General features: G+C 74.6%; 11 protein-coding genes. 5 read left to right on the forward strand and 6 right to left on the reverse strand.

Annotated features, from left to right (window positions below; all coding sequences use genetic code 11):
* Nucleotides 1-190: 190 nt before the first annotated feature.
* Both AMK25_RS30460 and AMK25_RS30465 read right to left on the reverse strand, forming a co-directional pair.
* On the reverse strand, nucleotides 191-976 hold the full coding sequence (locus AMK25_RS30460) for a DUF4184 family protein (protein WP_073831811.1): 786 nt from the start codon (nucleotides 974-976) through the stop codon (nucleotides 191-193).
* Between the two features lie 22 nt (nucleotides 977-998).
* Complete coding sequence (locus tag AMK25_RS30465) at nucleotides 999-1,694, reverse strand: HAD family hydrolase (RefSeq protein WP_073831812.1); 696 nt, start codon at nucleotides 1,692-1,694, stop codon at nucleotides 999-1,001.
* A gap of 135 nt (nucleotides 1,695-1,829) precedes the next feature.
* On the opposite strand from AMK25_RS30465, the gene AMK25_RS30470 reads away from it, so the two are divergent.
* Nucleotides 1,830-3,149 carry a hypothetical protein gene (locus tag AMK25_RS30470; protein WP_241826567.1) on the forward strand — a complete coding sequence of 440 codons (1,320 nt, stop codon included), beginning with the start codon at nucleotides 1,830-1,832 and terminating at the stop codon, nucleotides 3,147-3,149.
* Between the two features lie 41 nt (nucleotides 3,150-3,190).
* On the opposite strand, the gene AMK25_RS30475 is transcribed toward AMK25_RS30470, so the two are convergent.
* Nucleotides 3,191-5,893: an MGH1-like glycoside hydrolase domain-containing protein gene (locus AMK25_RS30475; protein ID WP_073831814.1), complete on the reverse strand. Its 2,703-nt coding sequence runs from the start codon at nucleotides 5,891-5,893 to the stop codon at nucleotides 3,191-3,193.
* Nucleotides 5,894-5,935: 42 nt separating this feature from the next.
* Here AMK25_RS30475 and AMK25_RS30480 point away from each other — a divergent pair, with 42 nt between their 5' ends.
* The 4 genes from AMK25_RS30480 (at nucleotide 5,936) to AMK25_RS30495 (ending at nucleotide 12,732) form a co-directional block, all read left to right on the forward strand.
* Nucleotides 5,936-7,879, forward strand: a complete 1,944-nt coding sequence (locus AMK25_RS30480; protein WP_073831815.1) for an amylo-alpha-1,6-glucosidase — start codon at nucleotides 5,936-5,938, stop codon at nucleotides 7,877-7,879.
* 129 nt (nucleotides 7,880-8,008) lie between these two features.
* On the forward strand, nucleotides 8,009-9,334 hold the full coding sequence (locus tag AMK25_RS30485; protein WP_073831816.1) for a glycosyltransferase family 4 protein: 1,326 nt from the start codon (nucleotides 8,009-8,011) through the stop codon (nucleotides 9,332-9,334).
* A gap of 79 nt (nucleotides 9,335-9,413) precedes the next feature.
* Nucleotides 9,414-11,723 carry a serine/threonine-protein kinase gene (locus tag AMK25_RS30490; protein WP_073831817.1) on the forward strand — a complete coding sequence of 770 codons (2,310 nt, stop codon included), beginning with the start codon at nucleotides 9,414-9,416 and terminating at the stop codon, nucleotides 11,721-11,723.
* A 199-nt stretch (nucleotides 11,724-11,922) separates the two neighbouring features.
* Nucleotides 11,923-12,732 carry a metal-dependent hydrolase gene (locus AMK25_RS30495; protein WP_073831818.1) on the forward strand — a complete coding sequence of 270 codons (810 nt, stop codon included), beginning with the start codon at nucleotides 11,923-11,925 and terminating at the stop codon, nucleotides 12,730-12,732.
* 10 nt (nucleotides 12,733-12,742) lie between these two features.
* On the opposite strand, the gene AMK25_RS30500 is transcribed toward AMK25_RS30495, so the two are convergent.
* From AMK25_RS30500 to AMK25_RS30510, 3 genes are all read right to left on the reverse strand, one after another.
* Entirely contained in the window at nucleotides 12,743-13,228 is a 486-nt protein-coding gene (locus AMK25_RS30500) for a hypothetical protein (protein ID WP_073831819.1), read from the reverse strand.
* A 63-nt stretch (nucleotides 13,229-13,291) separates the two neighbouring features.
* Nucleotides 13,292-14,008, reverse strand: a complete 717-nt coding sequence (locus AMK25_RS30505) for a VOC family protein (RefSeq protein WP_073831820.1) — start codon at nucleotides 14,006-14,008, stop codon at nucleotides 13,292-13,294.
* An 81-nt stretch (nucleotides 14,009-14,089) separates the two neighbouring features.
* A complete protein-coding gene (locus AMK25_RS30510) occupies nucleotides 14,090-14,422 on the reverse strand; it encodes a TfoX/Sxy family protein (RefSeq protein ID WP_073831821.1) in 333 nt (110 codons plus the stop codon).
* Nucleotides 14,423-14,558: the final 136 nt, after the last annotated feature.

The raw sequence follows: 14,558 nt of genomic DNA on the forward strand, positions 1-14,558 counted from the left end.
GAGCCGGTATGCCCGCACTCAGCTCCACGGTGCTCTTCCCACCGGACTCCGGTGCGCCCCCGTCTCACCCCGACGAGGCGCGGACGCCGGCTCAGGTTAGGCGCGTACGCGCAGGCCGGACAAGCGATGACCGGCGGCTGCGCTTGTGATTGATGTCTATGCGGAATTTCGGCATGTCGGCGTAACGGGGTCAGCCGGTTCCGCGCTGTTCGGCTTCGAGGCGCCTACTGCGCCCGGCCGGTCGCGGCGCGGCGGACCGGGCGGCGAGAGCGCCGGCGACGAGCGCCAGCGCGACCACGTGCAGCGCCCGTACTCCGGCCGGGCCGGGCACGTCCGCCGCGGGCAGCGCGGGCAGCAGCAGCGCGCCGAGCCCGGTGACCGCCAGCGCGACCCGCCAGAACACGGACGGGTTCGCCTCCGGCAGCGGTGGCGCCGCGCCCTCGGCCGGCTGTCCCCGGCGGGCCTCCCCCACGGCCAGGACGACCACCAGCAGGCCGCCGCCGAGCCCGGCCGTCACGTCCACGAACTGGTACCAGTACACGCCGGTCAGAGCGTGGAAGTCGGCGATGCCGAGCAGCCGGGGCAGGCGCTCGCTGTGGCTGACCCGGTCCCACGCGATGTGACTGAACGCCCCGATGAGCGCCGAGCAGACCGACACCTGCCATGGGTGCCGCACCCCGGCCAGCGTCGCGTACCAGGGCCAGCCGAACAACCGCCGCCCCGGCAGGTGCGCGGCGACGCCGGCGACCACGCGGCGCGCCACCCAGGCGTACGCGAGCGCGACCGGCAGCCCCCACCACAGCAGCCCGCCGAGCGTGTGCGTGCGCATGCCCAGCGCCAGCGGCGTGCCGGTGAGCAGGTACGCCGCGTCCGGCGCCACCGCACCGGCGCACAGCGCCACCCCGTCGAACCAGCGGGGCCGCCACAGCTTCAGGGGCAGCACCGGCGCCAGGTGCGACGGGAAGGTGAGTGGCACCTACCGGACGTTACCGGCCGCCTCAGAAGTGCTGGACCAGGTCGGGAAACGCGGCCAGCCGGATCACCTGGGAGTCGGACGGGTCCAGCTCGTCGTGCTCCAGGATCCAGGTGTTCTCGTTCGGGATGAAGACCGCGTTCATCCCGGCGGCCCGGGCGGGCAGGATGTCCGAGCGCGGGGAGTTGCCGATCATCCAGGCGGCGGCCGGGTCGAAGGCGTGCTCGCGGGCCAGCCAGCGGTACGTGTCGGCGTCCTTCTCCGGCACGATGTGCGCGGAACGGAAGTGGTGCAGCAGTCCGCACGCGTCCAGCTTGCGCTGCTGCTCCTCGCGCTCGCCCTTGGTCAGCAGCAGCAACTCGTGCCGCCCGGCCAGGTCGTCGAGCGTCTCGGCCACCCCGGGCATCAGCTCGACCTGGTGCCCGATCAGCGCCGCCGCGAGCTGCTCGATCTCGGTGCGCTCCCGGGCGGTGGCCGGACGTTCGCGCAGCTTCTCCAGGCACTCGCCGAGGCTGCGCAGGAAGACCTTGCTGCCGTAGCCGTGCGCGACGGCGTTGGCCCGCTCGATGTCGTCGAGCACCGCGCGGATGCGGGCCCGGTCCAGCGTGGGATGGTCGAGCCAGGTGAGGAAGTCGTCGATCACCCGCTCGAACAGGACGTTGTTCTCCCAGAGCGTGTCGTCGGCGTCGAAGATCAGCACGGCGGCATCCCGGCGCGGCATGGGGCTCCCTCCCTCGCGGACCTCGCACACCGTACTGCCCGGTCTCCGGACGGACCACGTGGATTATCCGGTCGGCGGCCGGTTACCGGCGGCTACCCGACTGCGCAATCCCTGGTCGGGCGACATGCTTCGGCCATGACGATCCCACCCGATCATCCACCCGGGCGCAGACGGGCCGCGGCGTTCGCCGTGGCCGCGACGCTCGCCGTCGCGGGCGCGGCGCTGCCGGGATCCCCGGCGCTCGCCGTGAACGCCGCACACACCACAGTCGTCGGCACGAACCCGGTCGACTGGACGCCGCACGCGCTGGACGGCACCGTGCACCGGATCCTCCAGATCGGCAACCGCGTCTACGTCGCCGGCACGTTCACCAAGGTGCGTAACGCCAGCCAGTCGGCCCAGCTGGCGATGCCCCGCCTGGTGGCCCTCGACGCGACCACCGGCCGGATCGACACCACGTTCCGGCCGCAGGTGAACGGCGCGGTGAAGGCTCTCGCTGCCGCGCCGGACGGCCGCTCGCTCTACATCGGTGGCGCGTTCACCACTGTCAACGGCGCCGCGGCGTCCCGGCTGGCCCGGATCGACGCGGCCACCGGCGCGCGGGTCGCCGGTTTCACCACGCCGGCGCTCAACAACCAGGTCAACGACATGCGTCTGGTCGGCAACCGGCTGATCGTCGGCGGCGCGTTCCAGACCGTCGGCGGGGTGACCCGGCGCGCCCTGGCGGCGGTGAACGCCACCACCGGGGCGGCCGACGCGTCGGTCAACCTGAACCTGGCCGGGCCGCGCACGACCACCTCCGGCGCCACCGCGCCGGTGAAGATCGAGGCGCTGGACGTCTCCGCCGACGGCCGGCGGCTGGTGTTCGTCGGCGGCTTCAGCAGCGTCGCGGGCGTGGCGAGGCACCAGATCGCCGTCGCCGACCTGAGCGCGTCGGGCGCCACGCTCTCCGGCTGGGCCACCGACCGCTATCAGCCGCAGTGCGCGCGGACGATGCCCGTCTACATGCGCGGCGTCGACATCTCGCCGGACGGCACCTGGTTCGCGGTGGTCACCACCGGCGCGGCGTTCCCGGGCACGCTCTGCGACACCGCGGCGCGCTTCGAGTTCGGCACGGCCACCGGCGGCAAGCAGCCGACCTGGGCCAACTACACAGGCGGCGACACGCTGCTGTCGGTGGCGGTCACCGGCGCGGCGGTCTACGTCGGCGGGCACCAGCGCTGGCTGGACAACCCGCAGGGCCGCGACTCGGCCGGTCCGGGCGCGGTGTCCCGGCCGGGTATCGGGGCGATCCACCCGACCACGGGCAAGGCGCTGCCGTGGAACCCGACCAAGGACCGGGGTGTCGGCACCCAGGAGCTGTACGCCACCGACAGTGGCCTGTGGGTCGGCAGCGACACCGTGACGGTGGCCGGCGAGTACCACGCCCGGCTGGCGTTCCTGCCGCTGCCGTGAGCGCGCGGGGCGCGGCGGGCCTTCCCGTCGCGCCCCGCGCGTCAGCGGCGCAACGTGAGGATCAGGTCGGCGACCAGCGCGGTCCACCCGGTCTGGTGCCAGGCGCCGAGCCCGGCGCCGTTGTCGCCGTGGAAGTACTCCGGGAAGCAGATCAGGTCGCGCCAGTCCGGATGGGTCTGGAACAGCTGCGCGGCTCCGTAGATCGGCCGCCGTCCCCACCCGTCGCGGGTGAACAGCGAGATCAGCCGCGCGGAGAGGTCGTCGGCGATCTCGTCGAGCGACCGCTTGACCCCGGAGCGGGTCGGGTACTCGACCTGGAGGTCGTCGCCGAAGAACGCGGCGTAGTCGCGCAGCGCGCTGATCAGCAGGAAGTTCGTCGGCATCCAGATCGGGCCGCGCCAGTTTGAGTTGCCGCCGAACAGGCCACTGGTCGACTCGGCCGGCTCGTAGCCGACGCTGAACTCCTGCCCGCCGAGGGTGACGGTGAACGGCTTGTCCAGGTGGGCGCGGGACAGCGTACGCAGCCCGTACTCGGAGAGGAACTCGTCGGTGTCGAGCATCCGGGCCAGCAGCCGCACCACCTGGTCCGGGGCGACCATCGACAGCAGCCGTTGCTGGCGGCCGTCCGGCCCGATCCGGCGGCCGCCGATCACCTCGGCGTACTCGGGGCGGTTGGTGAGGAACCAGCGCAGCCGCGCGCCCAGCTCGGGCAGGCGGCGCATGGTGCGGGCGGTGAGCCGGGTGACGGCTGCCAGCGGCAGCAGCCCGACCACGGAGCGGACCTTGAGCGGCACCTTCGTGCCGTCGGCCAGGCGCAGCACGTCGTAGAAGAACGCGTCCTCGGCGTCCCAGAGCCCCTGCTCGTACGCCGCCGCGGCGATGTACGCGAAGTGCTCGAAGAACTTGGTGGCGGTGTCGGTGTACGTGCGGTCGTGCTCGGCCAGCACGATCGCCATGTCGAGCAGGTTGAGCGCGTACATGGCCATCCAGCCGGTGCCGTCGGACTGCTCCAGCACCCCGGCGACCGGCAGCGCGGCCGAGCGGTCGAACGGGCCGACGTTGTCCAGCCCGAGGAAGCCGCCCTCGAAGACGTTGTTGCCGCCGGTGTCCTTGCGGTTGACCCACCAGGTGAAGTTGAGCAGCAGCTTGTGCATGACCCGGGCGAGGAACTCGTGGTCGCGGGAGCCGTCGATCTCGAAGACCTTCAGCGCCGCCCAGGCGTGCACCGGCGGGTTCACGTCCCCGAACGCCCACTCGTACGCCGGGATCTGCCCGTTGGGGTGCAGGTACCACTCGCGCAGCAGCAGGAGGATCTGCTCCTTGGCGAAGCCCGGGTCGACCCGGGCGATGGTCACGCAGTGGAAGGCCAGGTCCCAGGCCGCGTACCAGGGGTATTCCCACGGGTCCGGCATCGAGATGACGTCGAAGCTGTTCATGTGCCACCAGGCGCTGTTGCGCCCGTGCCGGCGGCCGGCCGGCGGTGGCGCGGAGCCCGGGTCGCCGGCCAGCCAGCGCTCGACGTCGAAGTGGTAGAACTGCTTGCCCCACATCAGCCCGGCGATGGCCTGGCGGGCGACCAGGGCCTCGTCGGCGGTGGCGGCGGCCGGGATGACGCTGTCGAAGAACCGGTTCGCCTCGGCCCGGCGCGCCCAGAGCACGGCGTCGAACCCGTCGCCGAGGTCGGCCGGGGCGGGCGGCCCGGCGGCCGGCGGCGGCGCGGTGCGGGTCAGCCGCAGCCGGATCTGCCGCTGCTCGCCGGCCGGCACGTCGAGCACGTAGTGCAGCGCGCCCTTGGTGCCGGTGCGCTCCGGGTTGACGGTGGCCGCGCCGTTGACCACGTGGTCGTTGATGCCGTCCTTCGGGTACGCGGACCGCCCGGGCAGCCCCCACAGCCGCTCGGCGTTCGTCTCGTTGTCGCACAGCAGCGGCACCGGGTCGCCGTCGCCCTCCAGCAGCAGTTGCCCCAGCACCCAGTGCTCACCGACGAGCCGGGAACCCGTGCCGACCAGCTTCGGCACCCGGTCCGTGCCGGGCAGCTTCCAGGCCCAGGTGTTGCGGAACCAGAGCGTGGGCAGCACGTGCAGGGTCTCGTCGGTGTCACCGCGGTTCGCCACGGTGATCACCACGCACATGTCGGTCGGCGACGCCTTGGCGTAGTCGACTGTCACCGCCCAGTACCTGTCGTCGTCGAAGATGCCGGTGTCGACCAGCTCGTACTCGGTGTCGTCCCGGCCGCGCAGCGCGTTCACCGCGACCAGCTCGTCGTACGGGAAGGCGGCCTGCGGGTAGTGGTAGCGCCAGCGCATGAAGGAGTGCGTGGGGGTGCTGTCGAGGTACCACCAGTACTCCTTGGCGTCCTCGCCGTGGTTGCCGCCGTCGCCGCCGAGGCCGAACATCCGCTCCTTGAGGATCGGGTCGCGCCCGTTCCACAACGCGAGGGCGAAGCAGAACGTCTGCCGGTCGTCGCAGACGCCTCCCATGCCGTCCTCGTTCCACCGGTAGGCTCGGGACCGCGCGTGATCGTGGGGGAAGTAGTCCCAGGCCGTGCCGTGCTCGCTGTAGTCCTCACGTACCGTCCCCCACGCCCGCTCGGACAGATAGGGGCCCCATGCGCGCCAGTCCTGCTCCCCGGCGTCGGCCTGGGCGAGCCGGTGCCGCTCGGGGTCGGGGGACGCGGAGGTCGACCGGTCGGTGATCACTGGCACATCTTCGACGCCGCCGGGGTACTTCTCCACAGCGGCCATTCTCGTCGTGGCATGTCACACCTCGCTGCCGGTGGAGGAAAGTTGATCGACATCCGTTTCGGGCCGGGGGTCTGCGGCGAGCTGTCCGCCGCCGCCGCGCGGGAATGGCTGGTCACGGACGGGCTCGGCGGATACGCCATGGGTACCGTCGCCGGGCTGCGCACCCGCAGGTACCACGGACTGCTCGTGGTGGCCGGCGACACGCCCGCGTCCCGAAAGGTGGGACTCGTGAGCCTCGACCCGGCCGTGACGCTGCCGTCGGGGCGGCAGGTCCGCCTCGGCGCGCACGAGTGGTCCTCCGGCGTGGTCGACCCGCGTGGCTTCGAGCTGCTGGAACGCTTCGACCTCACCGACGGGGTGCCGCGCTGGCGGTGGCGCATCGGTGACGTGGTGATCGAACGGGAGATCGCCATGACGTACGGCCGCTCGTGCGTCGCCGTCGTACACCGGTTGATCTCCGGTGGCCCGGTGCGGCTGGACCTCGCGGCGGCCTGCACCTGGCGGGACGCGCACGGCGAGCGGCGGGCCGACGGCCCGGCGCCCCGGCTGGAGCCGGCGGCCGGCGGCGCGGTGGTCGACGGCGCGTACCGGCTCGCCGGGCCGGACTGGACCCCGGAGGGGCAGTGGTGGCACGGGGTGCGCCACCGGACCGAGGCCGAGCGCGGCCTGCACCCGGACGAGGACCTCTGGTACGCGGGCCGGTTCACCGGCGCGCTCGACGAGCCCGGCGCGACCGTCTCGGTGCTGGCCTGGGCCGAGGACCTGGCCGAGGAGCCGCCACCGGCGACCGCGGTGGTCGAGTCGACCCGACGGCGCAACCGGGCGGTGGTGGCCGCGGCGAAACCCGGCGACCCGGTCGACGCGACGCTCACGCTCGCCGCCGACGCGTTCGTGGTACGCACCGCCACCGGCCCGGACGTGGTCGCCGGCTATCCCTGGTTCGGGGCCTGGTCGCGGGACACGATGATCTCCTACGAGGGCCTGTTCCTGTGCACGAACCGGGCCGACGAGGGCCGGGACCTGCTGCGGGCGTACGCGGCCACGCTGAACGAGGGGATGCTGGCGAACACCGCCGACACCGGCCGGGTCGAGTACAACACCGTCGACGCCACGCTCTGGTTCCTGCACGCGGTCAGCCGGCACGTCACCGTCACCGGCGACACCGACCTCGGCGACGAGCTGCTGCCCGCGCTGCACGGCGTGGTCGAGGCGCACGTGGCGGGCACCCGGTACGGCATCGGCGTCGACCCGGCCGACGGGCTGCTGGCCCAGGGCGGCCCGCCGGACGTGGCGCTCACCTGGATGGACGCCCGGGTGTACGGGGTGCCGGTGACCCCGCGTACCGGCAAGCCGGTCGAGGTCAACGCGCTGTGGATCAACGGGCTGGCCGGGCTCGCCGAGCTGACCGAGCTGGCCGGACGCGACGCCGCCGCGCTGCACGCCCTGCACCGGCAGGCCACCGCCGCGTTCCGGGAGCGGTTCCCCGCCCCGGCCGGCTGGCTGTACGACGTGGTGGACGCCCCCGCGCCGGCGTACCCGCTGGGCGGGGCCACGCACCACGACGACGACCTGCTGCGCCCCAACCAGCTGCTCGCCTGGTCGCTGCCGTACGCGCCGCTGGAGCCGGACGAGGGCACGCTGCGCCGGCTCACCGAGGCGCTGGTCACCCCGCTCGGCCCGCGCAGCCTCGCCCCGGGCTCCCCCGGCTGGACCGGTCGGCACCGGGGCGGCCCGGCCGAGCGGGACTCCGCGTACCACCAGGGCACGGTCTGGCCGTGGCTGACCGGGCCGCTGCTCGACGCGTACCGCCGGGCCGGGCTGCCCGCCGACGACCTGCTGGTGGGGCTGGAGGGCCACCTCGCCGAGGACGGCCTGGGCTCGGTGAGCGAGACCGCCGACGGCGCCGCCCCGCACGCGGCCACCGGCTGCCCGTTCCAGGCGTGGTCGGTCGCCGAACTGCTGCGCGCGCGACGCTCCCGCCGGTAACGCGTTACAGACCGGCAACCGGCGCGTCGCCGCCGGTTATCGACCCCTCGGCAGGATGGGTGGCGGCCCCACCGGACACCCGCGGCGACGCCGCCGGAGGTGGGGACACCACAACTCAAAGGGGGCCGCGTGTCAGCTGACGCCGAAGTGATCGACATCCAGCCCGCCCGGCGCCTGCGGGTGCTGCTGCTCTCCTGGGAGTACCCGCCGGTGCTCGTCGGCGGCCTCGGCCGCCACGTCCACGCGCTGTCCGTCGCGCTGGCCGCCGCCGGGCACGAGGTCACGGTCGTCACCCGCCACGCCGAGGGCGCACCCCTGGAGGAGTACGCCGACGGCGTGCGCATCGTCCGCGCCGCCGAGGACCCCGTCCGGTTCCCGCTCGCCACCGGGTCGCTGCTGGCCTGGACCATGGCGTTCAACCACACGCTGACCCGGGCCGCGCTGCGCGCCGCCTCGTCCGGCGCCTACGACGTGATCCACGCCCACGACTGGCTGGTCGCGCACACCGCCGTCACGCTGGCCGAACACCTGGACGTGCCGCTGGTGACCACCATCCACGCCACCGAGGCCGGCCGGCACCAGGGCTGGCTGCCCGAGGAGATGAACCGCACCATCCACGGCGTCGAGCACTGGCTCAGCAACGCCTCCGGGCGGGTGATCGCCTGCTCCGGGTACATGCGCGACCAGGTGGCCCGGCTGTTCGGCGTACCATCCGGGCGCATCGACGTGGTCGCCAACGGCGTCGACGACCGGGCCTGGCGGGCCCGGCCGCACGCGGTGGCCTCGGCCCGGGCCCGCTTCGCCGCGGGCGGACCGCTCGTCGGGTACGCCGGCCGGCTGGTCTACGAGAAGGGCGTGCAGCACCTGGTGCACGCCGTGCCGCGCCTGGCCGACCGGCACCCCGGCCTGCGGGTGGTGATCGCCGGGGACGGTCCGTACAAGGACGAGCTGGTCGACCAGGCGCGGCGGCTGCGCCTGGGCGACACGATCCGGTTCGCCGGCTTCATGGACTCCACCCAGCTTCCCGCCGTGCTCGCCGCCACCGACGCCACGGTGATCCCCAGCCTCTACGAGCCGTTCGGCATGATCGCGCTGGAGGCGGCGGCCGCCGGCGCACCGCTGGCGGTGGCCCGCACCGGCGGGCTGGCCGAGATCGTCGAGCCCGGGGTGACCGGGGTGACTTTCCCGCACGGCGACCCGGACGCGCTGGCCGGCGCCGTCGACCGGCTGCTCGCCGACGAGGTCTTCGCCCGCCGGGTGGCGCGCCGGGCCCGGACCATGGTGACGCGGCGGTACGCCTGGTCGGCGATCGCCGCCCGCACCGCGGGCAGCTACGCCGCCGCGCGCCGCGACCACGACTCGTTCCACGCCCGCCGGGCCACCGCCCTGCTGGCCCGGGATCGTTCCGCGATCACCATTCCGGAAGGGAATCTGCTTGCCGGGACGGCCAGTTAGGGCATGACGTTCCGCCAGGCGATAGGTACCGTCCGATCCGTTGGCTATTGTGGACCACTGACCAGCGGTGAGGAGTGCGGTGCGGGACGTAGTGATCGCCGGACGGTACCGCCTGCTCGACCTGGTCGGCCGGGGCGGGATGGGCCAGGTCTGGCGGGCGCGCGACGAGGAGCTGCACCGCGAGGTCGCGGTGAAGCAGGTCGTGCCGCCGAACTGGCTCGCCGAGAACGAGCGGGACGAGTTGCGCGCCCGGACGCTGCGCGAGGCGCGGACGTCCGCGCGGCTCAACCATCCCAACGTGGTCCGCGTCTACGACGTGGTCCGGGTCGAGGGCGACCCCTGGCTGGTCATGGAGTACGTCCCGTCCCGCTCCCTCCAGGAGATCGTCGAGGCCGACGGGCCACTGCCGCCCGGGCGGGCCGCCGAGATCGGGCTGGCGGTGCTCGCCGCGCTGCGCGCCGCGCACGACGCCGGGGTGCTGCACCGGGACGTGAAACCCGCCAACGTGCTGCTCGCCCGGGACGGCCGGGTGCTGCTCACCGACTTCGGGCTGGCCGTGTTCCAGGGCGGCGACGGCGCCATGACCCGCCCCGGCCTGGTCCTCGGCTCCCCCCAGTACGTGGCGCCGGAGCGGGCCGCCGAAGGCGTGTCGAGCGTCGAGGCGGACATGTGGTCGCTCGGCGCCACGCTGCACGCCGCCGTGGAGGGCCGCTCGCCGTACGCCCGCAGCACCGCCATGGCAACGCTCGCCGCGCTCGCCACCCGGCCGCCCGACCCGGCGCCGCACGCCGGCCCGCTGACGCCGGTGCTGGCCGGGCTGCTGCGGCGCGACCCGCGCGCCCGGCTCGGCCACCACGAGACCGCACGCCTGCTCGGCGTGGCCGCGGTGTCCGACGCCGACGCGGCGGCGGGCAGCGGGTCCGCGGGCCGGTCCGCCGCACCGCCCGACCGGCCGGCCGCCGGACGCGAGGGCGACGGTCGGGGACGTCCCCCTGGCGCGGACGCCGGTGACGAGCCGGCGACCCCGGCGGCGGGGGCCGTGTACCCGGACCTGATGCCGCCGGCCGCCGCCGCCCGCGCCTGGAGCCGGGCGGCGAAGCGCAGCGAGTGGGCTCCGCCCGCCGAGGGCGACCAGGCGACCCCGGCCGGTCCGTCCGACTCCGCCGACCTGCCCGGCCCATCCGGCGAGTCCGGCCGGTCCGGCCCTTCCGGCGCCGCCGCCCGCTCCGGCCAGTCCGGGCACACCGGGCCGGCGGACCGCTCCGGGCAGTCCGGCCCGGTGGGCTCGACGGATCGACCCGAGCCGCCGCGACCTCGCTCCGAGCCCTCGCCGCGACCACGCTCCGAGCCACCGCAGCGGGACCGGTCCGGCGAGTTGGAGCGGGCGGAGCCCGCCGCGACCGCGCCGGCGGAGCCGCCCCGGGAGGCCCCGGACCGGCCGGGTCCGGTCAGCCTCGGCCCGACGGTTCTCACCAGCTTCGTCGACCCGGGAAGCCCGACCGGCCCCGAGTCCGCGCCCCGCGCCGACACGCTGAGCCCGGTGCGCATCGCCGGCCCGGACGCGGCGCCGGTCGCCCGTCCGGCCCCGGTCGCCCACAGCGGCCCCGCCGACAGCGGTGCGCTGCGGGCCGGTCCGCCCCCGCCCACCGGCGTGCCCCGCCCCGCGGACCGGCCGCTCGACGACGAGGATCAGAAGCGGCTGCAACGCTGGGGGCTCGCCGTGGGCGCGGTGCTGCTCGCCGTGGCGACCGGCGTCGGCACCGCGCTGGCGGTCACCGACAGCGCCGACGACCGTCCGGAGGCGCGCAGGTCCGGCGAGGCCGTCGTCCGGCCCTGGGACCATCCGCCCGGCCCCGGCGTGCCCCCTCCCCCGTTCCCCTGCGTCCGGCCGGACGTGGCGGGCACGCCGGTCCGCAAGGGGCCACCGCCCGAGGACCCGGCGGTGAACGTGCCGGCCGGCTGGGTCTGGCCCGCCGACACCGGCGGCTTCCACATCGCCCTGCCCGCCGGGTGGCTGCAACTGCGCTCCGGCGACACGACCTGTTTCCAGGACCCGGCCACCCGGCGCATCCTCGGCGTCGAGCCGTACCCGGGTGGAGATCCGGTGGGCCGGCTGCGCTCGTCCGAGCGGGACCTCACCTCCGCGGGGCGGCTGTCGCAGTACGAGAAGATCCGGCTGGCCGCGGACGGTCCGGGCGCGGAGTGGGAGTGCCGATGGACCGCGCCGTACGGCGAGCGGATGCACGCGTTGCGCGTACTGCCCGGTCAGCGGGCCGGGTGGACGCTCGGCCTGACCACGTCCGACGCCGACTGGGCCGCCGCGTCGAAGCAGTTCGCCGTCATCCGGGCGAGCCTCGGAACGGTCCGGCCCACCCGTACCGCAGGCTGAACGACGCCCGTCCCATCGCCGACAGTCGGCGTGGCGCCGGCCGCCCGTCCCGCCATACTTCCGGGTGACCGCGGTACGCCGTCGGGCGTCCACGGCACCCCTTCCCCAGTGGACCGTCCGGCTGATGCCCCGCTGTCGCACGAGCTGACTACAGTGGCGTAGTTTTGTGGATCAAGACCTTCGGGAAGGGCGAGCCGAGATGATGGGACCGTCCCACGCGCTCTCGGGCGCGGCGGTGTGGCTGACCGGCTCCTGGGCGATGGCCCAGTTCGCGGACTACCACCAGACACCGCTGGCGCTGGCGGTGGGCACCGCGGTGTGCGCGGGCGGAGCGCTCTTTCCCGACCTCGACCTGTCCGGGAAGGTCACCCGCAACCAGGGCGGCGCGACAGTGGCCCGCACGTTCGGCGTGGTCAGCCTCTTCGTCGCCGAGGTGATGGAGAAGATCTCGCTCGGCGTCTACTACGCCACCAAGCTCAGCAAGGATCCGCGCCGCAACAACGGGCACCGCACGCTCACCCACACCATCCCGTTCACGGTGCTGGTCGGCTGGGGCACCACCGCGCTCTGCGCCCACTACGGCAAGTGGGCGGTCGTCGGAATCCTCTTCTTCATGATCGGCCTGGCGTTGCGCGGGCTGTTCGACAGGTGGGCCGAGCGCGCCGGCTGGGTGGTGGTCACGCTGGTGTCCGCCGCCGCGGCCTGGTTCACGTTCGCCAACCTGCCCGGCGACCGCGGCTATCCGATGATCGGCCTCGCCGTCGGCGTGGGCTGTTTCGTGCACATCCTCGGCGACATGATCACCCGGGCCGGGGTGCCGATCCTCTGGCCCATCCCGATCAAACGCCGGATGTGGACCATGATCGGGCTGCCCAACAAGATCGCCCTGCGTACCGGCAGCAAGGCCGAGACGGTGGTGCTGCGCACCGCGATGACGATCCTGTCCGTGCTGGCCGCGGTGGGGCTGGTCGCGCCCTCGGTGCTGCAGCGCTTCGACATCCAGGTGTAGCCCGGGCGGGTCAGCCCGCCTCGGCCCGCACCACCCGGGCGTCGGCCACCCCGCGCCGGATCAGCCCGGCCGTCCACCCCACGCCGCGGGCGGTGAGCGCGTACGCCGCCGTCGGCGCGAGGGCCAGCAGCGCGCTGATCCCGGCCACGAGCGGCACCCGGGCGCCGGGCACGTCCGTGGCGACCGCCACCGCGGCGGCGTACCCGGCGGCCAGCACGACCGCGACGAGCCCGGCGTACGCCAGCGCCGGCGCGGCCCGGCGCCGGCCCGCGGCCTCGCCGAGCGCGACGGCCGGCGCGAACAGCAGCGGCAGCGCGGCCACGCCGAGCAACGCGGCGATCAGCACCAGCAGCGGTCCGGCCAGCGGGCCGCCCGGGTCGGCGCCGGTGACCAGCGCGTACGCCAGCAGGCCGAGGTAGCCGACGACCGCCTCGGCGACGACGACGAGCCAGGCCGCAGTGGCTCCCGCGAGATGACGAGCGATGGTGGCGCCCATGGTGTGCCCTCCCCCGTGGTGGACGTCCCCGTGACCGTCCCCCCAGGACGGTAGCGCCTCACCTCACCGCAGCGTCAGCAGGCAGAACTCGGTGCCGTCCGGATCGGCCAGCACCAGGTCGTCGGCGGTGTGCCGGCCCGCGCCGACCCGGCTCGCGCCGAGCGCGAGCAGCCGGTCGACCTCCGCGTCCCGGTCACCGGCCCCGACCAGGTCCAGGTGCAGGCGGTCGCGGCCGTCGCGGTCCATCAGCGGCGGGCCGCTCCAGGTGACCTTCGCGCCACCTCGGGGCGACTGGATCGCTGTCTCCTCGTCCTGGTCCCAGACCAGCGGCCAGCCCAGCGCCTCGCTCCAGAAGCAGCCGGCCGCCCGCGTGCCGTCGCAGTTGACCGCGCCGAGCGGGCCGCAGCCGGCGAGGAAGGTGTTGCCCGCGCCGATGACGCAGAGCTCGTTGCCCTCGGGGTCGGCGAGCACCACCTGGTCGTCGTCCGGGCCCTGACCGATGTCGATGTGCCGGCCGCCCAGCGCCAGCGCGCGGTCGACCGTCTCCCGCTGGGCCCGCGGTGACACGCTGGTCAGGTCGAAGTGGATCCGGTTCTGCAGGGTCTTCGGCGCGTCGCTGGGCAGGAACCGGATGCGGAAGTCGCTGTGCGCGTCGCCGCCCAGCGCCACGCCCTCGCGCGGGTGCTCGACGATCTCCCGGCCCAGCACCCCGGACCAGAACCGCGCGAGCCGCAGCGGGTCGCCCGCGTCGAGGCTGACCGCGTAGAGGTGAACCACCATCCGTCGTCTCCGATCCCCCGCTGCCGACTGGCCGCAGCGTAGGACGGGGCGGTCCGGTCGCGCACCCGGATATCCGGCGGGCTACTTCGCCGGCAGCGTGCGCGCGGAGCGGACACCCCTGTCGACCCAGCGGGCCAGGTCGGCGTCGCGCTCGCAGGCGTCCGGCGACACGGTGACCCAGCCGCGCATCTCCTTGCCCCGCATGACTGTCGCCTCGGCGCCGGGCTCGCCCCGCGCACTGTCGGCCTCGGCCGGGTCGACCCGGACCATCAGGCCGCCCGCGCCGCGCACGACCACCGCCATGTTGCCGCGCAGCATCATCGCCAGGCCGCCGAACATGCGCCGCTCGGTGATGCCGGGCTCAGGGCCGAGAAGTTCGCGTACCCGGTTCGCCAGGTCCTCGTCGTAGGCCACGGTCCGATCCTGGCACCCGGGTCCGACAAGCGGGGGCGCCTACTGGCTGCCCGGGGTGGACACGCACCTGCAGCACCTGCTGGCCGGGCCCGGCCCCGGGGAGCGCCGTCAGGGGTTGTCCACGGCGCTGCCGGGC

The organism is Micromonospora sp. TSRI0369, assembly GCF_001905625.1.
Taxonomy (GTDB): Bacteria; Actinomycetota; Actinomycetes; order Mycobacteriales; family Micromonosporaceae; genus Micromonospora; species Micromonospora echinospora_A.

What these genes read in the sequence shown, in the direction of transcription:
- AMK25_RS30500 (WP_073831819.1), bottom strand. Translation starts at nt 13,228, where the DNA reads ATGGGCGCCACCATCGCTCGTCATCTCGCGGGAGCCACTGCGGCCTGG.
- AMK25_RS30505 (WP_073831820.1), bottom strand. Translation starts at nt 14,008, where the DNA reads ATGGTGGTTCACCTCTACGCGGTCAGCCTCGACGCGGGCGACCCGCTG.
- AMK25_RS30465 (WP_073831812.1), bottom strand. Translation starts at nt 1,694, where the DNA reads ATGCCGCGCCGGGATGCCGCCGTGCTGATCTTCGACGCCGACGACACG.
- AMK25_RS30470 (WP_241826567.1), top strand. Translation starts at nt 1,830, where the DNA reads ATGACGATCCCACCCGATCATCCACCCGGGCGCAGACGGGCCGCGGCG.
- AMK25_RS30475 (WP_073831814.1), bottom strand. Translation starts at nt 5,893, where the DNA reads ATGGCCGCTGTGGAGAAGTACCCCGGCGGCGTCGAAGATGTGCCAGTG.
- AMK25_RS30495 (WP_073831818.1), top strand. Translation starts at nt 11,923, where the DNA reads ATGATGGGACCGTCCCACGCGCTCTCGGGCGCGGCGGTGTGGCTGACC.